At 73.1% G+C, this 20,763-nt stretch carries 18 protein-coding genes and 1 riboswitch; of the genes, 10 read left to right on the plus strand and 8 right to left on the minus strand.

The genetic code is table 11. The features are described from left to right. Positions 1 to 103: 103 nt before the first annotated feature. Complete coding sequence (locus tag E0504_RS53725) at positions 104 to 814, plus strand: helix-turn-helix transcriptional regulator (RefSeq protein ID WP_112106557.1); 711 nt, start codon at positions 104 to 106, stop codon at positions 812 to 814. Here E0504_RS53725 and E0504_RS39610 read toward each other — a convergent pair. Together E0504_RS39610 and E0504_RS39615 are read right to left on the minus strand one after the other, a co-directional pair. After that, the gene (locus E0504_RS39610; RefSeq protein ID WP_131626911.1) at positions 801 to 2,624 is read right to left on the minus strand and encodes a serine/threonine-protein kinase; all 1,824 of its coding nucleotides are present in this window, start codon (positions 2,622 to 2,624) and stop codon (positions 801 to 803) included. The two genes, E0504_RS53725 and E0504_RS39610, sit on opposite strands and share 14 nt — an antisense overlap. Positions 2,625 to 2,868: 244 nt before the next feature. Further along, positions 2,869 to 3,765 carry an NUDIX hydrolase gene (locus E0504_RS39615; protein WP_131626912.1) on the minus strand — a complete coding sequence of 299 codons (897 nt, stop codon included), beginning with the start codon at positions 3,763 to 3,765 and terminating at the stop codon, positions 2,869 to 2,871. A 579-nt stretch (positions 3,766 to 4,344) separates the two neighbouring features. On the opposite strand from E0504_RS39615, the gene E0504_RS39620 reads away from it, so the two are divergent. The 4 genes from E0504_RS39620 to E0504_RS39635 all read left to right on the plus strand — a co-directional run bounded on the left by E0504_RS39620 (position 4,345) and on the right by E0504_RS39635 (position 7,054). Next, positions 4,345 to 4,809, plus strand: a complete 465-nt coding sequence (locus tag E0504_RS39620) for a MerR family transcriptional regulator (protein ID WP_373693988.1) — start codon at positions 4,345 to 4,347, stop codon at positions 4,807 to 4,809. A gap of 189 nt (positions 4,810 to 4,998) precedes the next feature. Continuing rightward, entirely contained in the window at positions 4,999 to 5,457 is a 459-nt protein-coding gene (locus tag E0504_RS39625; protein ID WP_020462400.1) for a MerR family transcriptional regulator, read from the plus strand. A gap of 245 nt (positions 5,458 to 5,702) precedes the next feature. Further along, positions 5,703 to 6,425 carry an ATP-dependent Clp protease proteolytic subunit gene (locus E0504_RS39630; protein WP_131626913.1) on the plus strand — a complete coding sequence of 241 codons (723 nt, stop codon included), beginning with the start codon at positions 5,703 to 5,705 and terminating at the stop codon, positions 6,423 to 6,425. Continuing rightward, a complete protein-coding gene (locus tag E0504_RS39635; protein ID WP_112104856.1) occupies positions 6,422 to 7,054 on the plus strand; it encodes an ATP-dependent Clp protease proteolytic subunit in 633 nt (210 codons plus the stop codon). The genes E0504_RS39630 and E0504_RS39635 overlap by 4 nt, the downstream gene beginning before the upstream one ends. A gap of 93 nt (positions 7,055 to 7,147) precedes the next feature. On the opposite strand, the gene E0504_RS54565 is transcribed toward E0504_RS39635, so the two are convergent. The 4 genes from E0504_RS54565 to E0504_RS39655 all read right to left on the minus strand — a co-directional run bounded on the left by E0504_RS54565 (position 7,148) and on the right by E0504_RS39655 (position 12,885). After that, the gene (locus E0504_RS54565; protein ID WP_112104855.1) at positions 7,148 to 7,900 is read right to left on the minus strand and encodes a helix-turn-helix domain-containing protein; all 753 of its coding nucleotides are present in this window, start codon (positions 7,898 to 7,900) and stop codon (positions 7,148 to 7,150) included. Positions 7,901 to 8,022: 122 nt separating this feature from the next. Beyond that, positions 8,023 to 9,621, minus strand: coding sequence for an aminotransferase class V-fold PLP-dependent enzyme (locus tag E0504_RS39645; protein ID WP_112104854.1), 1,599 nt, complete (start codon positions 9,619 to 9,621; stop codon positions 8,023 to 8,025). A gap of 36 nt (positions 9,622 to 9,657) precedes the next feature. Then, positions 9,658 to 9,771: riboswitch (SAM riboswitch) on the minus strand. 134 nt (positions 9,772 to 9,905) lie between these two features. Further along, on the minus strand, positions 9,906 to 12,140 hold the full coding sequence (locus E0504_RS39650) for an ATP-dependent RecD-like DNA helicase (RefSeq protein ID WP_112104853.1): 2,235 nt from the start codon (positions 12,138 to 12,140) through the stop codon (positions 9,906 to 9,908). Positions 12,141 to 12,246: 106 nt separating this feature from the next. Then, positions 12,247 to 12,885 (minus strand): TetR/AcrR family transcriptional regulator, encoded by a 639-nt coding sequence (locus tag E0504_RS39655; RefSeq protein ID WP_112104852.1) that lies wholly within the window; start codon positions 12,883 to 12,885, stop codon positions 12,247 to 12,249. A gap of 71 nt (positions 12,886 to 12,956) precedes the next feature. Here E0504_RS39655 and E0504_RS39660 point away from each other — a divergent pair, with 71 nt between their 5' ends. From E0504_RS39660 to E0504_RS39670, 3 genes are all read left to right on the plus strand, one after another. Beyond that, the gene (locus E0504_RS39660; protein ID WP_131626914.1) at positions 12,957 to 13,658 is read left to right on the plus strand and encodes a 1-acyl-sn-glycerol-3-phosphate acyltransferase; all 702 of its coding nucleotides are present in this window, start codon (positions 12,957 to 12,959) and stop codon (positions 13,656 to 13,658) included. Between the two features lie 264 nt (positions 13,659 to 13,922). Next, positions 13,923 to 15,542 carry a sulfatase gene (locus E0504_RS39665; protein ID WP_131626915.1) on the plus strand — a complete coding sequence of 540 codons (1,620 nt, stop codon included), beginning with the start codon at positions 13,923 to 13,925 and terminating at the stop codon, positions 15,540 to 15,542. Between the two features lie 256 nt (positions 15,543 to 15,798). After that, positions 15,799 to 16,569: a metalloprotease gene (locus tag E0504_RS39670; RefSeq protein WP_243657836.1), complete on the plus strand. Its 771-nt coding sequence runs from the start codon at positions 15,799 to 15,801 to the stop codon at positions 16,567 to 16,569. A gap of 165 nt (positions 16,570 to 16,734) precedes the next feature. Here E0504_RS39670 and E0504_RS39675 read toward each other — a convergent pair whose 3' ends face one another. Next, a complete protein-coding gene (locus E0504_RS39675) occupies positions 16,735 to 17,268 on the minus strand; it encodes a pyridoxamine 5'-phosphate oxidase family protein (protein ID WP_020462410.1) in 534 nt (177 codons plus the stop codon). A gap of 375 nt (positions 17,269 to 17,643) precedes the next feature. On the opposite strand from E0504_RS39675, the gene E0504_RS39680 reads away from it, so the two are divergent. Next, a complete protein-coding gene (locus tag E0504_RS39680; RefSeq protein ID WP_165938756.1) occupies positions 17,644 to 18,516 on the plus strand; it encodes an SAM-dependent methyltransferase in 873 nt (290 codons plus the stop codon). Here the strand turns inward: E0504_RS39680 and E0504_RS39685 are convergent. Then, entirely contained in the window at positions 18,468 to 18,935 is a 468-nt protein-coding gene (locus tag E0504_RS39685) for an ester cyclase (RefSeq protein WP_071063638.1), read from the minus strand. The genes E0504_RS39680 and E0504_RS39685 overlap by 49 nt on opposite strands. Before the next feature lie 272 nt (positions 18,936 to 19,207). On the opposite strand from E0504_RS39685, the gene E0504_RS39690 reads away from it, so the two are divergent. After that, positions 19,208 to 20,701 (plus strand): TetR/AcrR family transcriptional regulator, encoded by a 1,494-nt coding sequence (locus E0504_RS39690; RefSeq protein WP_131626916.1) that lies wholly within the window; start codon positions 19,208 to 19,210, stop codon positions 20,699 to 20,701. The last annotated feature ends 62 nt before the right edge of the window (positions 20,702 to 20,763 follow it).

The raw sequence follows: 20,763 nt of genomic DNA on the forward strand, positions 1-20,763 counted from the left end.
CACCTGTCGTTTGTCGGGGACGACCAGGTGCGGCAGTTCAGCGGCGGCAGCGCACCGCGTAGCGCGATGGGAGGGCGGGGGCACAGAAGAAAAGGTGAGACGATTGTTCGTCATACCGACCGAACATCCCCTTTCCCTCACGGAATCGACGGCCCAGCCCAGTCACCCCCTGCGGCGGCTTCGCGCCCTACACGGCTGGTCCTACGAAGCTGTGGCACGCATCGTCGCCGTCCGTGCCCGCGAGCTCGGCGTCGCGAGCATGGCCGCTCAGCGGCAGAAGATCTGGCGCTGGGAGAATCGAGGCGTAACCCCCGACCGGATCTCACAGCTCGCGCTCGCACGCGAACTGGGCGTGCCCGACGACGAGATTACAGCTCATCCGTGGCCGGAGTGGCTTCCCGAGCTCGGGGCACCCAGCTGCGCCCAGCAGATCGCGACCCTGCGCGGAATCCTCGAGCGGGTGCGGGACGTGCTGCGCGCGGGCGACAGCGCGACGGCATCGGCCCTGGTCGAGCAGGGTCTCACCGTCCCCGTGGACGAGATGGTGCTCGGCACGGTCCAGATGCGCGGCGCCGCGGTGCGCACCGCCATGGTCCGCGGCGCGCGGCGGAGCGGGCCGACGCATCCCGCCGACCAGCGGCCGGCGCCCGCGAACGCCGGCCGGCCCGAGCCGGCGGAGCGACGCCCGGCCAGCTGGGCCTCGCCGGGCTCCTGGAACCCGGGTGAGCGATACCCGGCGCGGCGGCCGGCGAGCCGGGGCCCGGTGACCAGCGCCCGTCCGCCGGGCGAGGGCATCGGGATCAACGAATGTTGACCATCGCGATACCGACCAGCACCAGCGCCGCCAGGACGGCGAGGACGACGATCCAGCGCGGGTCGCAGACCCAGGCCGCGGCCCGTCGGATCGACGCCCTCCGTTCCCGCTCCCGCTCCCGCCGACGGCGTTCCCGGCGGGAGACGGCCGGCACGCCGGCCGAGGACGGCGGATGGACGGGCCCATGCGCCGCCGGCGGGTCGGGCGCCTGGTACTGACGCGACCGCGTCACAGCAGTCGCGGGGTGCGCCGGAACCCGCCGCGGGGTCTCCCCCGAGCCCGCCCCGACCGGCCCCCGTGCCGCGGTTGGCTCCGGTGGGCCCGGCGGCGCAGCCGGAGCGGGTGCGGCAGGGGAAACGGGATAGTTGGAAGGAATCCGCCTTCCGGCCGCGCCGCGCTGCCCGGCCGCCCACTGCTGCCCGGACGGCGCCTGTCGCCCGGCCGTACTCGGCTGATTGGGCGTGCTCCGCTCGTTGGGCCCACTCTGCTGATTGGGCGCGCTCGGCTGCCCCGGACCTCGCCGGGGCCCGGCCGGACCGGGCCCGGGGCGCACGGGTCCGGACCGGTGCAGGGTCGGGGACTCCGCTCGCGGCAACGGCACGACATGCGCGGCCGACGTCCCCGGAGCAACCGGCACCGCCGGACCGCCGACTCCAGCCGGATGGCCGGGCCGAGGTGGGCTGCCGGGCCGAGGTGGGCTGCCGGGCCGAACTGGGCTGGCGGGCCGAGGTGGGCTGCCGGGCCGATCTGAGTTGTTGGGCCCAGGAGAGTTGCCTGACCCAACTGGGTCACGGGCACCGGACAGATTGCGGGGCCCGCCGGCATCCGAGCGGGCGTAGGCGGCGTAGCCGCCGGCCGCCGCCCTGACGATCGGCAACGGGTTCACGTCCCGCACGTCCAGGTCGAGGATCCGGGGGTCCAGATGCTCGACGGACAGCCAGCCCTCGGCGATCACCTGGTTGACCAACGCCGTCAGGTCGGTGTCCTGCGCCTCGCTGCTGACCGCGGCGCCGACGTCCGACAGGGCGAGGATCTCCCGGAACAGCGTGTGGATGTCCGGCCGCGCCTTGGCGTTCTTCGCCAGCGACCGGGCGAGCAGCGCGTACAGCCGGCCCGGGACCCCGTCCAGGTTGGCCGGATCGTGCCGTACCCGGAACAGCACCGCGTCGGCCGGGCCGCCGCCGAACGGCGAACGCCCGGTGGCCGCGTACGCGACCGTGCAGCCCCAGGCGAACACGTCCATCGCCGGATCGCTGCCCCCGCCCCTGATCTGCTCCGGGCTCATGTAGGCGGGGCTGCCGACGGAGGAGCCGGCGCCGGTGAGCGACACGGTGTCGGCGGCCTGGGCGATCCCGAAGTCGACCACCCGCGGCCCTTCCCGGGTGAGCAGCACGTTCGACGGCTTCAGATCGCGATGGACGACACCGGCGTCGTGGATCGCGACGAGCGCCTCGGCCAGCCCGACGGCCAGGGTCCGCAGCGTCTCCCCGACGAGCGGGCCGTGCTGGCGGACGTACTCTGCCAGGTTCGGGCCGGCGAGGTACTCGGTGGCGAGGTAGGGCGGGTCGCCGTCCGGGTCGGCGGCCAGGACGCGCGCGGTGCACGCGCCGGCGACCCGGGAGACGACCTCGATCTCCCGTCGGAAACGCGCGCGGAACTCAGGGTCATCGGCGTACTCCGCGCGGATGACCTTCACCGCCGCGGGCCGGCCGGCGGGCCCGTCGAGCGTTCCGTAGTAGACCGTGCCCATGCCACCGGCCCCGATGCGGTGGGTGAGCAGGAACGGCCCCAACCTCCGCGGAATCTCCATCCGCCCGACTCCCCCCGTTTCGACCGGCACCGTGCGCCTCGACCGGCACCGTGCGACGCCGTCCGGGGTCATGCACGCGACGTCGCGCGTCCAAGTGTTCACCCCTGGGCCTCGTCCCGCCTGGGCAGGGCCCGACCGCCGGTCTGAGAAGATCGTGCCCCGGGATCGGAGGAACGGCGAAGCGCGGGGCCGGACCGTGCCGGTGCTTACACCCGTTCGGGACGAACGGCCCGCACGGCAACGATCATCGGCATCTGGCGCCCGGGTCGACCAGCGCGGCCGCCACGCGGCGCGCCAGCCGGCCGCCGAGCGCCGACACCTCGGCCCAGCGGGCGCCGGCGACCTCCTCAACCTGCAGAATCACCCCCACCGGCACTCCGGCCGCCGTTCCCTGCGCCGTGCCCGGCATCGGCGTGCATGCTGCCCCAGCCGCTCCGTGGGCACCCGGCGGGGCCGCCGACGGCCCCGGCACCTTCGTCCCCGCCACCCCCGGCGGCACGGGCCCGGACGCGCCCACCCCGGGGGACGAGGCCGTCCGCCCGGCGGGGCCGTCTGTGGCCACGGGCACGGCGGGCGGAGGGACAGCGGGCGGAGGGACGGCGAGCGGAGGGACGGCGAGCGGAGGGGCGGACAGCGGCCGCGTCGTCTCCGGATCATCGGGATCGAGGCCCGTCTCGACCGGCGCGAGCCCGGAGCCGCGGATCTCGACCAGGAAGCGGAAGTCGTAGTGCAGGTGCTCCGGCTCGCCGCGGGCGGCACTCGCGGACACCCAGTGGATGTCGACGTCCACCGGCTGCTCGCTGATCGCGCTGACGCGGCGGCGGCCGATCCCGGTCTCCTCGGCCAGCTCCCGCAGCGCCGCGCCGAACAGCGAGCCGTCGCGGTCCTCTATGTGGCCTCCCGGCTGGAGCCAGAGGCCCGACGCCCGGTGATGGATCTGCAGAATGCGGCCTTCGTCGTTCACCGCGACCGTCGAGCAGGTCACGTGGCCGGGCAGCGTCCGGCGCGAGGTCAGCCGGGCCGAACCCCGGGCCGGGGCCGCCGACGCACGGACGAGCGGTCCCAACCGCTCGCGGTCACCGGGATGGGCGGTCAGGTACGCCGCGAGAACCCGCCCGACCGCCTCGTTGGTGATGCTCACGGCTGCCGCCTACCTCCACTCGTCGCCGACGGCGGGCGCGCCGCGCCGGCCGCCGCCGGTCGGGCCGTCCGCGCGGTGACGGCGCCGTGGAGACCCCCGGCACCGACATGTCGAGTCTGACCGATCGCGCGCGCGTTCGGGTGCCGACACCCACGTGTACATCCCAGTGCGTCATGCCCGCCACATCGTCAGCGTGCGTCCGATGTCGGCAGGACGACAATCACCGGTATGACCCGACGGTAAAGCGACTTAACCCGACAATGAGCCGGCGATCACCTGGCAATCGACCGGTGGGGCGCCGGCGCGCCTTTACTCAGGAGCCACCCGGCCCGCCCGCACGGACACCGGACCGTCACGATCCGCATAGGAGCGATGACCCTGCAGCGCGGGTAGACCCTCCCCCGACACCGGCGCCGGGCGCGGACATCGCCTGTCGGGCCGATTTCCGCCCCGGTCTGCGACGTCGTACAGTGCTCCGTACCAATGGCACAGTCTATGCAGACGTGTTCGGGAGTCACCCCGTTCGGCCACCGGTTCGCGCCGCGGCCCACGGTTCCCGACCCTGACGTAAGGGTAGCTTTGTCGACGATGCGCAGGGACGAATCCCTCCCCAGCCTGATCCGACGCAACACCCTCCAGATCGGAGAGGTGGCCGAGCGGGTGGGATTGTCGCTGCGAACGGTGCGCTACTACGAGGAGGCCGGGCTTCTGGTACCGGCCGGCCGGACGCCCGGCGGATTCCGTCTTTATAACGATGACGCCGTCAGCCGGCTCCTCGTCATCCGGAAGATGAAGCCGCTCGGTTTCACCCTGGACGAGATGCGGTCGCTGCTCGCCGTCCGCGACGAGCTGGCCGACCCGGAACTGACCCCCGAGCGGCGGGCCGAGCTGCGCGAGCGGCTGCGGACCTGGGTCGCCCTGGCCGAAGAGAAACTGGCGACGCTGCGTGAGCAGGCCGGCGTCGCCGAGGACTTCGTCGTCGGCCTGCACGGCGACGTCGAACGGTCACGCTCGGAGGAGCGGACCGATCACCCGGAGCGGTGAACCGCCCCGGCGCTGAGCCACGCCGTACGCGGACCACCGCGAACGCCGCCGCGTACGCGGGCCGCCGCCCGTCCGCAATATGCTGGTCACGAACCCGCCTACGGGAGTGTCGCGCCGAGATCCGCCCAGCCGACACGGTTCCGCTCGCGCCACCGTCACCTCGCCCGTGATACCGACGTAAGGGTCGAATTGTCCACGACAGGCAACATCACCTCTTCCTCAGCCCGCCGCGGCGTCTACGAGATCGGAGAGGTCGCCACCCTGGTCGCGCTCTCCCTGCGGACGGTCCGCTTCTACGAGGAAGCTGGCCTGCTCGTGGCCGTCGGGGAGAGCCCCGGTGGCTATCCGCTCTACGACGACGACGCTCTGGATCGTTTCCTTCTCATCAAGAAGATGAAGCCGCTGGGTTTCACCCTCGAGGAGATGCGGGCGCTGCTCGGCCTGCGCGAGGAGATCGACCGGGAGGGCCTCGCCCGCGAGCGGCGCGAGGAGCTCCAGGAGCGGCTGGCGACCTGGGTCAGCCTCGCCGAGGAGAAGCTGGCCTCGCTGCAGGAGCAGGTCCGTGTCGCCGAGGACTTCATGGTCACGCTGCACGACGACACCGCCCGGGCCCGGCTGCGCTTCGACATCGATCCGGACGCCTTCTAGGCAGGGCCGTCCCGGCGATCGGGCGTCCTGCGATCGAGTGCTCCCGGAGCACCTTTGCCCGGTAGCGGGCGGCCGCCGGGGACGGGCGCGTCGGATCCCCGGCGCCCGCTCCGGCGCTCTGCCGTGGGCAGATCTGCCACGGGCAGACCGGCCGTCCGACGGCCCGTTTCTCGGCGACGCTGGCCTGGCCGGCCACTTCGTTCGATCCCCACACCCCGTCGGGCCGGCGGGAGGTCACGCGCACCATGAATGCCCTGTATCAGCCGCGGCACAGCCGGCCACACCGCCCACGCGCCGGTACCGACATCGGCACCGGCATCGGCACCGGCCAGTACGGCGAGGCCCCGGGGACGGCGGCCGGCCCGTTCGAGGACCAGGTGTTCCACCGGCTCCTCCAGAACCGGATCGTCTTCCTCGGCTCGGTGGTCGAGGACACCGTCGCCAACGCGATCTGCGCGAAGCTGCTCCTTCTCACCAGTGACGATCCGTCCGCGGACATTCACCTGTACATCAATTCGCCGGGTGGGTCGGTCAGCGCGGGAATGGCCATCTACGACACGATGCAGTACATCGCGAACGACGTGGCGACCGTCGCGCTGGGATTCGCCGGGTCGATGGGTCAGTTCCTGCTCTCCTCCGGGGCGCCCGGAAAGCGGTTCGCACTGCCCCATTCCCGGGTGATGATGCACCAGCCGTCCGGTGGGATCGGCGGGACCGCGACCGACATCGCGATCCAGGCGGAGCAGCTCCTGTTCACCAAGCGGCTGATCCAGGAACGCATCGCCGAGCACACCGGACAGCCCGTCGAGCGGATCGAGGCGGATTCCGACCGTGACCGCTGGTTCACCGCCGAGGAGGCCCGGGACTACGGCCTGGTCGACCGGGTGATCGCTCGGGTCGACCAGGTCGCCCCGGACGCGAACAGCCGGGCAGCCGGCGGCGGTGACAGCCGGGTGGCCCTCCGATGACCCCGGCCCCGATGGCCGCGTCCGCGCGGTACGTGCTGCCGAACGTCGTCGAGCGCACCCCCCGCGGCGAATACTCGATGGACCCGTACTCGAAGCTGCTCCGTGAACGGATCATCTTCCTCGGCACGCAGATCGACGACACCTCCGCCAACGACGTGATGGCGCAGCTCCTCTTCCTGGAGGGTGAGGATCCCGACCGGGACATCTCGATCTACATCAACTCGCCCGGCGGATCGCTCACCGCGCTCACCGCGATCTACGACACGATCTGCTTCGTGCGGCCCGAGGTGGCCACGGTGTGCATGGGCCAGGCCGCGTCCGCGGCGGCGATCCTGCTCGCCGCGGGCGCTCCGGGGAAGCGCGTCGCGCTGCCGAACAGCCGGATCCTGATCCACCAGCCCTCGGCGCAGGGCGAGGGCCAGTCGAGCGACCTGGAGATCCAGGCCCGGGAGGTGCTGCGGCTGCGCGCGTTGATGGAGCGGATACTCGCCGAGCACACCGGGCGGGCCGAACACGAGATCCGACGGGACGTCGAACGCGACACGATCCTCACCGCCGAGCAGGCGCGGCAGTACGGGATCGTGGACGAGGTCGTCGCCAGCCGAAAGGTCCGCCGCGTGCCGGCCTGAGCCAGCCCGGCACCGCGGGGCGGTCGGGTGGACGCCGGGGCGGAGCCACGCGGCGGGGCGATCGTCGGCGCGGAGAGCCGCGGCGGGCTCAGGTCAGCGGACGCGCTGAGCGTGCGCCGTCGTCCCCACCGCCCCGTGCGTCGTGGGGAGCGCACCGACCGACTGGACGGCCCAGCACGAACGGCGGCGCACGAGAGCACCCGGGTGGGCCGGCGGACGCCCCGGACCCGGCCGGGCGGCGAGCCGGATCGTGGCCCCTCGACGGCGGTGGCCCGGAACCCGGCGGACCGCCCGGCCACGCCGGGCGACAACGAGATGGACGCTCACCGAGGCGCGCACCGCACCGACTCCGGCATCCGGCCCGCCGAGCGCCACGGAACCGAGCGTCGCGGACGGATGGACCGTCATCACGTGCGCCGTGGCCGGCGTTCCCGCGACGACATCCAGGTCGGCCGCGGCCGTCGCTCCCCGGGCCCCGGGAGAGGCGGTGGGGGTGGCGGTCGTCAGCGGCAGCGGCTCGTAGCGGACCAGCTCGGCCATCACCTCGGCGAGGAGGTCGACCAGTCTGATGTTGAGCGCCCGGCAGATCGCGGCCAGTACCTCCGAGGAGGCCTCCTTGCGACCGCGTTCCACCTCCGAGAGGTAGGGCATGGAGACCTGCGCGGCCTCGGCGACGTCCCGCAACGTGCGGCCCTGCGCCTGGCGGAGCCGACGCAGCACCCCACCGATCAGCCTGCGCAGCGGCGGCGCGACCGGCTCCACAGGCGGGCCGGCGCTCTCGGGCCGGTAGCCGGCAGCCCGTGTCGGAGCGACACCGCCACCCGCGGCCGCCGTTCCGGCGATCATCGTCAAGCCCGCCACCTCCTAGCGCGACAGTGCCCCGTGCGAAGCGTACGCGGGCAGCCGGGCCCGGACGACGGACATCCGCGAGTCCGCACCATGACGAGAACATCCGCGCCCGTGTCGGCTCAGGTCCCGCAGGGGCTGGAGTACGCGGGCAGGCCGACGCTGTCGTACGCGTGGCCCGGCGCGGGCACACGACCGCGGACGTGACCGGCCGCCATGTGCTCGGCGACCCAGGGCGGCAGCGCGCGACCGTCCGCTGCCGGAGCCCAGCCTCCGTCACCCAGGTCGCGGTACTGCTGGCGCGGCCCGCGGCCGACGAGCTCCGCCAGCCCGGCCAGCAGCCTGTCGACGTCGGCACTCGTCGAGCTGATGCCGACACTCGCGCGGATCGCGCCGCCCTCGGCTCCGAGCCGCCCCAGCAGCGGATGCGCGCAGAAGCGTCCGGCGCGTACCCCGACGCCGTGCTCGGCGGAGAGGACGGCGGCGACGTACCCGGGATCGCGCCCGGCGACCGAGAAGGTGACGACCCCGACGGGCCCCGTGGCCAGGGTCCCGTCCGGGCCCTCGCCTCCGGCAGCCCCGGCATCGACAGCCTCGCCTCCGGCGGCAGCGCCACCGGCAGCCCCGTCTCCGGCGGCCTCGCCAGCGGCGGGATCGTCTCCGTCGGCCCACAGGGAGTGGATGGTGACCCCCTCGATCCCGCGCAGCCCGTCCACCAGGCGGCGGCGCAGCAGGTCCTCGTGCTGGTGCAGGTCGCGGGCGTCGAGCGCACCCAGCAGCCGGCAGGCGGCCGCGATCGCCGTCGCGCCGAGGAGGTTGGGGCTGCCGGCCTCGTGCCGGGCCGGGCCGTCCGCCCAGGCCACGGCGGAGCTGGTCACCTCACGCACGGCGCCCCCGCCGGCGAGATAGGGCGGGGCCGCCGCCAGCCAGTCCGGACGTCCGACGAGCACGCCGGCGCCGAACGGCGCGTACAGCTTGTGCCCGGAGAACGCGAGGTAGTCGATGCCGAGCGCGGCCATGTCGACCCGACGGTGCGGGACGAGCTGGGCGCCGTCCACGAAGACCCGCGCGCCGGCCGCGCGCGCCAGCCGGACGATCTCGGCGAGCGGCGGCACCTCGCCGGTGACGTTGGACGCGCCGGTCACCGCGACGAGCGAGGTCGGTGCCGTGTCCAGGGCGGTGGCGAGCGCGCGCAGCGTGTCGGCGCGGGTGGGCGCGGCGGGCACCCACCGGCAGCCCGGCCGGGACCGCCACGGGAGAAGGTTCGCGTGATGCTCCAGGTCGAACACGACGACCCCGCCGGGCACGGCGTGGCTTGGGTCGGACGTCCGCGCCGGGTCGGGCGGCTGCGGCGGGAGGCAGCGGGCGAGCAGGTTCACCGAGTCGGTGGTGTTCCGGGTGAAGATCACGACGTCGTCCGGGCGGCCGCCGACGAACGTGCGCACGGCGTCGCGGGCCCCCTCGTAGAGCGCGGTGCAGACCGCGGAGGAGTAGCCGGTTCCGCGGTGCACGCTCGCCGAGTACGGCAGGACGCGCTCGACGTGCTCGGCGACCCCGCGCAGGCAGGGGGCGCTGGCGGCCTGGTCGAGATTGGCGTACGGGACCTCGCGTCCGTCGGCGAGCGGAACGGGGAGGCTGGCCCCCACCACGTCGAGCAGCGCGCCGACGGCGGGCCCTTCCCGATCAACGTCGGGAGACGTGGTGGCATACGAAAAGGACACGACGAAGCCTCCTTGGGCCCCGGTGGACCCAGAGGGGGTCCGCACTTGCCGACGGCGGGTTCGCCGCGGGCCTGGTCACACCCGGGGCACCCCACCGCGGAGGAGGGTTGCCGGCCAGCAAGCCGGGGCTTGACGCTGGCGCTCAGGACCTGGCGAAAACTGTAGCAGCCCGTGCCGGACGGACACCGCAGAGACACCGAGACCGGGCCGAAATACCCGGAACATCCAGCAGACGGCGAATCGCGCGCTTCGACCGCGAGCCGCGAGCCGCGAGCCGCGGAAAATTATCCGGAGCGCCCGGCGGACTGCAGGCGGTGCGCGAGCGCGGTGTGGCGCTGCCCGTGGCCGGCCGAGCGGACCGCCTGCCCGATGGCCCGGCGCGAGCCGACCAGGACCACCAGCTTCTTCGCCCGCGTCACCGCGGTGTACAGCAGGTTGCGCTGCAGCATCATCCATGCGCTGGTCGTCAGCGGGATGACCACGGCCGGGTACTCGCTGCCCTGCGAACGGTGGATCGTCACCGCGTAGGCGTGGGTCAGCTCGTCGAGCTCGGTGAACTCGTAGTCGACGTCCTCGTCCTCGTCGGTGCGGACGGTCAGGGTCTGGCTGTCGTTGTCGAGCGCGGTGACCACCCCGAGCGTCCCGTTGAACACCCCGTTCGCGCCCTTGTCGTAGTTGTTGCGCACCTGGGTGACCTTGTCGCCGACCCGGAACACCCGGCCGCCGAAGCGACGCTCGGGGCGGTCCGGCAGGCTCGGCGTGAGTGCCTCCTGCAGCGCGATGTTGAGCGCCCCGGCGCCGGCCGGGCCGCGGTGCATCGGCGCGAGCACCTGGATGTCGCGCCGCGGGTCGAGGCCGAACTTGGCCGGGATCCGCCGCGCCACCACCTCCGCGGTGATCCGGGCGGCGTCCTCGGCCTCCTCGGCGACGAAGAGGAAGAAGTCGTCCAGGCCGCGCACCAGCGGATGGTCCCCGCGGTTGATGCGGTGCGCGTTGGTCACCACGCCCGACTCGCTGGCCTGGCGGAACACCTGGGTCAGCCGCACGTGCGGGATCGGCGTGCCGGTGGTGAGCAGATCACGCAGCACCTGCCCGGCGCCAACGGAGGGAAGCTGGTCGACGTCGCCGACCAGCAGCAGGTGCCCGCCCGGCGGGACGGCCTTGACCAGCTTGTTCATCAGCAGCAGGTCGACCATGGACGCCTCGTCCACCACGACGAGGTCGGCGTCGAGCGGGCGGTCCCGGTCGTAGGCGGCGTCGCCGCCGGGACGCAGCTCGAGCAGCCGGTGCACCGTCGACGCCTCGTGGCCGGTCAGCTCGGCGAGCCGCTTGGCGGCCCGTCCGGTCGGGGCGGTGAGGACGACCTTCGCCCGCCGGGCGCGGGCCAGCTCGACGACCGAGCGCACCGTGAAGCTCTTCCCGCAGCCGGGCCCGCCGGTCAGCACCGCCACCCGGGAGGTGAGAGCGAGGGTGACCGCCTCGCGCTGCGCCGCCGCCAGCTCGGTCCCGGTACGGGTGTGCAGCCAGCCGAGCGCCTTCTCCCAGTCAACGGCGGCGAACGCGGCGAGGCGGTCCTCGTCGGCCCGCAGCAGGCGCAGCAGCTGCCCCGCGACGGAGATCTCGGCGCGGTGGAACGGGACGAGGTACACCGCGGCGACCGGCTGCTCCGGGTCCTCGCCGGGGACCTCCTCGCGCACCACCCCCTCCTCGGTGATCAGCTCGCCGAGCCCCTCGATCACCGCGCCGGTGTCGACGCCGAGGATGCGCACGGCGTCGGCGATCAGCCGGGTCTCGGGCAGGAAGCAGTGGCCGCTGTCGGTGGCCTCGGAAAGGGTGAACGCGAGGCCGGCCTTGATGCGCTGCGGGCTGTCGTGTGGGATGCCGACCGCCTGCGCGATGGTGTCCGCGGTGCGGAACCCGATGCCCCACACGTCGGCGGCCAGCCGGTAGGGCTCGGTGCGCACCACCCCGATCGAGGCGTCCCCGTACTGCTTGTAGATCTTGATCGCCAGCGAGGTGGAGACGCCCACGCCCTGCAGGAAGACCATGACCTCCTTGATGGCCTTCTGTTCCTCCCAGGCCGCGGCGATCGCCTTCGTCCGCTTGGGGCCGAGACCCGGTACCTCGATGAGCCGCGCCGGCTCGGTCTCGATGACGTCCAGCGCGTCGACGCCGAAGTGCTCGACGATGCGCTCGGCGAACCGGGGCCCGATCCCCTTGACCAGGCCTGATCCGAGGTACCGCTGGATGCCCTGGACGGTGGCCGGCAGGACGGTGGTGTAGTCCTCGACCTGGAACTGGCGGCCGTACTGAGGATGCGAGCCCCACCGCCCGCGCATCCGCAGCGACTCGCCGGGCTGGGCGCCGAGCAGCGCGCCGACGACCGTCAGCAGGTCCGCGCCGCGGCCCGTGTCGACCCGGGCGACCGTGTAGCCGGTCTCCTCGTTGGCGTACGTGATCCGTTCGAGGACGGCCTCGAGCACGGCGAGCTGGAACGGCGCGGCGGCGGGTCGGGACACGGCTGGTCACTCCGGGGCTTCGGCAATCCGGGCTTCGGCGATCGCCCGTGGCATGTCGGGAATCCGGCCATCCTCGCTCACAGTGTCGACGCCGGCAGCAGGCGGATCAGTGCGGCCCCGCGTCCGGGCACAGGTGGACACCGATCGCCTCGACGACCAGCTCGGTGGGATCGGGTGATGCGGTGACCAGCCCCAGGCTCTCGTTGGCCGCGAGCACGGCGATGCCGTGCAGGTGCGTCCACGCCAGCAGTGCCCGCCTGCGCACCTGCTCCGGCGCGCCCGCGCCCGCTCCGGCGGGCAGCGCGGGCAGCGCGGCCCGGACGAGATCGGTCCAGGCGTCGAACAGCGGCAGGCTCCGCTCACGGAGGTTCTCCCCCGACCCGACCAGGATGTCGTGCCGGAACATCAGCTCGAACATGGCGGGCCGCTCGCGAGCAAAGCGGACGTACGCGGACCCGGCGTCGACGACGCACTCGTGCGGGGAGGCTCCGGCCGCCTCGCCGGCCGCCCGGACCCCGGCCAGACGGGAGGCGAGATCGGCCAGACCCTCGGCCGCGATCGCCGCGAGCAGCGCCGCGTGGGTGGGGAAGTGCCGCCGGGGCGCGCCGTGTGAGACACCCGCCTGCCGCGCGATCGCCCGCAGGCTGACGGCGGCCAGCCCACCCTCGTCGAGCATCGCCGTGCCCACCTCGACCAGCCGGCGCCGCAGCGCCCCTTCACCCGCCACGTAGGCAGTGTCTACCATCCCCGAAGTAGACAGTGTCTACTCGGCGGGACGCCGCCCGCCGGCCGGATGGACCAGGAGGGCGCGGGCGCATGGCGTACTGGCTGATCAAGGTGCTGGTGGTGGGGCCGCTGCTCGGCCTGCTGGGACGTCCGGCCGTCACCGGCGCGGAGCACATCCCGCGGCATGGGCCGGTCATCCTGGCCGGCAACCACCTGGCCGTGGCCGACTCGTTCTTCCTCGTCCGCCTCGTCCCCCGGCGGATCACGTTCCTGGCGAAGCAGGAGTACTTCACCAGGCGGGGGATGCGGGGGCGGCTGGTCCGCTGGTTCTTCGCGGCCGCCGGGCAGGTGCCGGTCGACCGGCGCGGTGGCGTCGCGGCGGCGGGGGCACTCGCCGCGGCGGTCCGGCTCCTCGAGGCCGGCGGCGCGTGGGGGATCTACCCCGAGGGCACGAGATCGCCGGACGGCCGGCTCTACCGGGGCCGGACGGGGGTGGCCAGGGTCGCGCTCGCCACCGGGGCACCGGTCGTCCCGGTGGCGGTGAAGGGCACCGAGACCGTGAGCCCGCGTGGCCGGCGCCGGTGGCGGCGCGGGCGGGTCCAGATCATCGTCGGCCGTCCCCTGGACTTCTCCCGGTACCGCCGCGTGCTCGCCGACGGCCCGGCGCCGACCGAGCGGATGGTGATCAGATCCGCGACGGACGAGCTCATGCGGGTGCTGGCCGACCACTCGGGCCAGGAGTACGTCGACGCGTACGCCACGGACCACCGCGGGCCGGACCCACACGCCTGAACGCCGTGTACCGGGTTGAGCGCATCGACTCACGAATTCCTCGACAGAACTAGTTGGCGGATTCGCGGGCCAAACGGGTCCACGGGTTCACCGTTCGTGGAACTGTTGCGGGCACGCCGTGCGCGCTCACATCCCGGGCACATGTTCCGTTCGTCTTTCTCGAATCCGCGCCGGCCAGGATGGGCCGGCCGCCGCCCGCCGGCGCGGCCACGGCCGGTGCACACGAATCCCGGCCGGACGCAACCACGGAAAAGGGAGTGCTCTGTGCCCGGACGACATCGGCCGCTCGGAACACGCGCCCGGATCGGGACGGCCAGCCTCCTGGTCGCGGCCCTCGGCGCGGCGGTGTTCGCCGCCGCGGGCGGCCCGGAGCCATCGACGCCGCCCGGGCTGTCGGCCACGCCGCTGGCAGCCACGCCGCTGGCAGCCGACACGCAGCGGCCCAACTTCGTCTTCATCCCCGCCGACGACCTCGACGCGACCACCTCGCCCTACTGGGAGGCGATGCCGAGGACGGCAGCGCTCATCCGCGACGCCGGCCTGACCTTCACCGAGAGCTTCGCGCCCACCCCGATCTGCTGCCCGGCCCGCGGGTCGCTGCTCACCGGAAAGTACGGGCACAACACGGGGGTGCTCACCAACAGCGGCGACGAGGGCGGCTGGGCGACGTTCGCGGCGAACGGCAACGAGGAGCGCACCTTCGCGAAGTACCTGCAGGACAGCGGCTACAACACCGCGCTCGTCGGCAAGTACATGAACGGCATCGAGGACGTGCCCGACCACGTTCCTCCGGGCTGGACGGAGTGGTACGGCAGCGTCGACAACTTCTTCTACACCGGCTACAACTACGCGCTGAACGAGAACGGGACGATCGTGCACTACGGCGGCCCGTCCGATCCCGCGAACTACTCCACCGACGTCGTCGCCGCGAAGTCGGTGGACTTCCTCGAGCGGGCGGCGACGAAGGACGAGCCGTTCATGCTCTACGCCGCCTCGACCGCCCCGCACCTGCCGCTGCCGCCAGCGCCGCGCGACAGCAACAATCCGTTCACGGACGATCTCGCGCCACGCTCGCCCAACTACCAGGAGCCGGACGTCAGCGACAAGCCCGCGTGGCTGCGGACGAGCGCCGGGGTCCGCAGCGCCCAGGTGAACCTGATCAACGACAACGACTACCGGAACAGGATGGGATCGCTCCTCGCGCTCGACGACATGGTCGGCGACATCGTCACGACGTTGCGCGACACCGGCGAGCTCGACCACACCTACCTGGTCTTCACCTCGGACAACGGCTACAACCTCGGCGCGCACCGGCTGATTCACAAGATGGCGCCGTACGAGGAGTCGCTGCGGGTCCCGCTGGTCGTCGCCGGGCCTGGGGTGACCAGGGGAACCGACGACCACATGGTCGCCGCGATCGACATCGCTCCGACGTTCCTGGAGCTGGCCGGGGTGCCCGTCCCGGCGGACGTCGACGGCATGTCACTCGCGCCGCTGCTGCGCGGGCAGGACCCGGCGCAGTGGCGCTCGGACCTGCTGGGCCAGTACGCCGGCCCGGGCGGCCAGGGTGACGACGGCATCGCCGCCGAGCAGGTGCCCGGCCAGCCGATCGTGGCGGCCGCCACCGACCCGGTCGCCCACTACCTGGACATCCCAGCCTGGAGCGGGCTGCGCACCGACCGGTACACGTACGTGCGCTGGTACGACACGGACCGGACCGTGGTCCACGAGCGCGAGCTCTACGACCTGTCCAACGATCCGTACGAGCTCACGAACCTGCTGGCGACCCCGGCGGGACGGGCGGCGAACGCCGAGCTCGTCGCACGCCTCGACAGCCGCCTGGACGCGCTCGCCACATGCGCCGGAGCGACCTGCCGGACGTAGGACCGAGTCGGACGAAATCCGCTTCGGGCCCGGCTGCGGCCCCGGCCCGAAGCGGATTTCGGATGACCCGTCGGTGCCTCCCGGAGCGGGTACGGGACGACCGTCACACAATGCCGCGGACCGCATGGCGAAGGTCACCCGCACGGCGTTGTCCAGGCTGAACCGGTAATCCGGGAAATACGGGCACACCCATTGCGGCCATCCCGGCGACGACGGGTGTGCCACGGAGTCGACCGGCCCGCCCCGGATGGCCGAAATGACCTCTACGGTGGCCGTCGTGCGCGCCAGAAAGGCCGTTGCGGCCGTATTCGCCCTTTCGCTCTTTCTGCTTGCGGGCTGGTTGGGCATCCCTCCGACGGGTGCCTCGGCGGCCTGGGCACAGTCCCCGTCCTGCGGAGGGAAGATCGGGACCCTGGCGGATGTCGACACGCTGATCTCGGAGCCCGCCGAGTGCCCGGGGTCGGTGAACGGCTACTGGCGCGCCCATCTGGGCGCCGCGTGGACCCAGCCGCACTACGTCCCCTACCGCAACGGCGAGATTCCCAAGATCGCGTGCGCGGACGGCGTCACCGACCCGAAGGTGTTCGCAGACAACGCCCTCTACTGCACGACCGACGACACGGTCGCGTACAGCACCGACTTCATGGCCCAGCTCGATCAGACCGGCGGCCCGTCCTATCCGGCATTTGTGATCATGCACGAGCTGGGCCACCGCGGCGACCGGATCGGCGGGACCCTCGGCGCGGTGTCCCGGGCCGAGGAGAACCAGGCGGACTGCCTGGCCGGTGGGCAGGCCCGCTTCGCGGTCGACGCGGGCCGGCTCACCTCGACCGAGGCGGTGAACGGCTCGATGCTCTTCTTCAGCCTGGGCGACACCCGCGGCGGCTGGTTCGACCAGGAGGCGTCCGCGCCCGACGCCCACGGCACGCCGATGCAGCGGGCGCAGGCGTTCGACCTCGGCTACCAGCAGGACATCTCCACCTGCCACCGCATCGGCCAGTCCCCGAACGGCAGCGTCACGGGCTGACGGCGGGACTGACGGCGCGCGGGCGGCTGACAGCCTGGGCGGGGGCGCCGGCCGCGCGGGGGCACCGGCGGGCCCGGCGTCCCCGCCGCCGGGTCGGCGGCCGGCTCGACGGACGGCCCAGGGGCCGGTTCGGCGGCCGCCCGAGAGCGCGGCTCGGCGGGCGGCTCAGCACTCGTCGGCGGTCGGCGGACGCATGGTGGTCCGCCCGGAGACCGAGTCCCAGTGGATGCGGACCCAGCTCGGCCGCTCCAGGTTCACCGACCAGGGAGCCAGCCCGCTGGCCTCGAGCCGGGCGATCTCCGCGTCCTCCCGGACGGCCTCCGCGCACCCGTTGATCAGCACGCTCCAGCCGACACCGACGGTGGCGTCGTAGCCGTCCACCTCGAAGGCGACGACGCTGTGGTTGGTGGCGGCGGACAGCTTCGAGCCCACCCGGGACCGGAACGCGACGGTGTTGCCGTCCACGATGTAGTTCACGGGGAGCACCAGGATCTCGCCGTCCGCGACGAACGCGACCCGGCCAATCCGCTCGCCGGCGACGAGCCGCACGCAGATGTCGAAGGTCAGGACGCCGAAGCCGGCGTGGTCACGCGGGATGCCCGACCGGGGGATGCTCCCCCGGTCGCTGGTGCGCTGCGCAGCACCGGAGCCCAGCGGAGCGCCGATGGTCGCCGGAGCAGGAGCGTCGGTCCGCGTCATGACGGCCTCCGTGGTCGTAGGTCGCCGCCGGGGCGCCGGACGGCGTCGCCGAGACGGCTCTGGTCCGGTACCGGGGTGATCCCTCGGTACCTGGGCCACCGTAGGCCCGGCCAGACCGGGGCAGGCAGGGCCTGTCGCCGCGATCCGCCGGTGCATGCGGCCGGCACGGGACCCGCCGTCCGGACGCGGCGGGCGGGCCGGATGGCCACCGCGCCCGCTCTGACCCGGGCCGCCGGAGCGGGTGCGGGCCGGCGTCCATGGCGCCACTGACGCCGGCACGACCGCCGGGCCGGGCCAGTCGGGACGAAGGCCACACCTATACCACAATGGGCCGATCGTCAGCACCCTGCGGAAGGACTGAACTACGTTCGATACATGAACGAGGTTCCGCATGGCGTGGGACGGACGGCTCTGGCCACGGCGTGGATCCGGGCCGGGGAGAGCGAGCGTCCGGACCGGCTGTTCGACGACTGGCTGGCACCGGCGTTCGTGGCCGCGGCGGGCGACGCGCTGCCGCTGATCCCACCCGACGCCGGCGGCCGGCTGGGCGCACTCGCCGAGATGATGAACGCCTATCTGGTCGTGCGAACCAGGTTCTTCGACGACGAGCTGCTCGCCGCCGCGGAGGCGGGCGTCCGGCAGATGGTGCTGCTCGCGGCCGGTCTCGACAGCCGCGCCTTCCGCCTCCCCTGGCCGGCCGGGACGCGCCTGTTCGAGGTCGACCGGCCGGACATGCTGGCCTTCAAGGAGCGGGTCCTGGCCGCGGGTGGGACCGGGCCGCGGTGCGAACGTCACGCCGTGTCGGCCGACCTGACCGAGGACTGGGCCGATGAGATCCTCGATGCCGGCTTCCGCCCGGCCGAGCCCACCGCCTGGCTGGCCGAAGGCATCATCGTCTACCTGTCCGCGGAGGAGGCCGAACGCCTGCTCACCGACGTCACCCGTCTTTCGGTTCCGGGCAGCCGGCTCGCGCTGGAGGACGCGAAGGGCCTGGCCGAGGAGATGGTCGAGGAGGCCCGGCACGTCCCCCCGCTGGGGGAGTTCGCCGACCTGTGGAAGGGCGGCCTGGAGGGGGCCTCCCCCGCCTGGCTGGGTGACCACGGCTGGCGCGGCCGGGAGATCGACTCCACCACCGTGGCGATCGAGCTGCGCCGGCCGATCCCGGCGGAGATGCCCGTCGCCGGCTACTTCGTCACGGCTCAGCGGGCGGTGGATGAGCGGGCAGAGGGTGAGCTGACAGCGGGGTGAGCTGGCGCAGAGGTGAGCTGGTGGTACAGATGGGCCGCGTCGAAGTAGAAGCGGTTCTCCGTGATGTGGCCGTCCTGCACCCGGTAGACCTCGGCGATGCGCACCGAGACCCGCCGCCCGGTGGGCGGCAGCGCCTCACCCGCGGGTGTGGTGAACGTCGCGGCGTGCGTGGCGACGAGCGTGTACTCCTCGACGACCATCTCGCCCTGCTCGGCCAGGACATGGGTCTGCACCGTCAGGTCGGCGAAGGCGGAGAGGAACCGGGCGCTGTAGTCGGCGACCGCGTCCCGCCCGCTCAGCCGGACCGGGCCGGGCGCCTCCATGACGACGTCGGCGGCGAGCAGTGACCGCAGCGTGACGTCGTCCGCCTCGTCGAAGGCGGTCAGCATCCGCCGCACCGTGTCCAGCGCCTCGCCCACGTGCCTCCCCCTCGTCCATGTGCGCCCGTGGGCCCGTGCATCCGCAGGCCCGCAGAGTCCGCAGGCGCGCCGGCGCGCAGGCCGCGGAGCCGGCCGAAATCGTAGCGATGGCCGGGCGAGCCGCGCCAGGCTCCGCGACGACCCGCCGTCCACCAGGAGCGGTGAGACAGCCGGGAGCCGACCAGCCGACTGAATTCCACCTTTCGGCGGGCGACGGCGTTCCGCGCCGCGGAACGGAAAGCATCGCGATCCGTTCGCATACTCTGACATGGATGTCCGAGAACGAGATCCTGCGACGGGCGAGCTACGGCCCCACCAGTCCGGTGGTGGGGGCACGCGGTTCACGCACCCGCACGCGCATCGTCGACACGGCGCTGGCGCTATTCGAATCCCAGGGCTTCCACGGCACGTCGGTGGACGACATCGCGAAGGCCGCCGAGGTGTCCCGGGCCACGTTGTACCAGTATTTCGAGAGCAAGGAGCAGATCTTCGTCGAGCTGCTCGAGGAATGCGGCGGCGCGCTCATGCGGGTGGTTCGCCGCATCGGCCCGCTGGAACCCGGCGAGCTCGGCTTCGACAATCTGCACTGGTGGCTCGGTGAGTGGGCCTGGGTGTACGACAGGTACGCGACGATGTTCGTGCAGTGGGCGAACGTCAGTTCGCCCGGCACCGCGATACCGCCGCTGGTCAGCCGCTTCTCGGCCGCCTACCGGGAGCGGATCGCGCAGCGGCTCACCTCGTCGGGGGTGACCGGCCTCGCCGCCGCCGACGCGGCGCTGGCGCTGACCGCGCTGGTGAGCAGCTGTAACTACACGCGCCATGCCGATGCGCCGCTCGGCCGTGAACACCCCGGCACCGGGCCGGCCGCCCGCGGCACGGCGATGGGTACCGACTACCTGACCGACAACCTCGCCGTGCTGGTCCAGCTCATTCTTTTCCCGCACACCCCCGTGAGTGTTTTCGCCCAGCTGGGCCGGGAGATCCCCACCCCGCGCCCGCCGAGCATTGGAGAACGCCTCTGGTCCGTACCGGCACCGGCGACCGGGCCGTTGCCGGCCTTGCCGCCGGACGGCCGTCTGCGGCAACTCAGCAGCCGCGCCACGGTGACCGTTCGGCGGCTTCTCGACGCCGGGATCAGATGTTTCACCGAAAAGGGCTACCACCAATGCTCGGTCGACGACATCGTCGCCGAGGCGGGTTACGCGCGCGGCACGTTCTACAAGTATTTCGACGAGAAACTCGACCTGCTGGTGGCGCTGAGCGACGAGGCGATCGAGACGATCACCGAGCTCGACGGCCGGCTGCGGCGGATCGGCCCGGCTCTCGGGAGCGACCCCGCCCAGCTACGGAGCTGGCTCGGTGACGCCGTCGCGTTCCACCTGCGGTACCTGGGCGTCACCCGGGCCTGGCTCGACCGGCGGCCGTGCCACCCACGTCTCGACGCGGCCCGCCGGCTCGTCGGCGAACGGCTGCACACCGGCTACACCGCCCTGCTGGGCCCGGCGCGCTGGTCGCATCCGCTTGATCCGCGGGTCGCCAGCATCGCGTTCTTCACCCTGCTGGAGCGACTGCCCGAGGCGATGGTGGCGGCCGAGCCGGACCGCCCGCTCGCGGAGATCGTCGACCTCGTCGCCACGGTGCTCGAACGCGCGCACCTGTGCCCCCAGAGCGGCCCCCACGACTCCCAGCCCGCCGGCGCCGACCGCGACAGCGCCCGGGCCGACGCCACGTCCGTCCCCTCGGGACGCCACCTCCCCCGGCCCTGACGCCGGCTTCTCGCAGGCGGCCCCCGCCACCGTCACCGTCGGGGGCCGCCGTCCTCACGCCT

This window comes from Parafrankia sp. BMG5.11, from assembly GCF_004337455.1.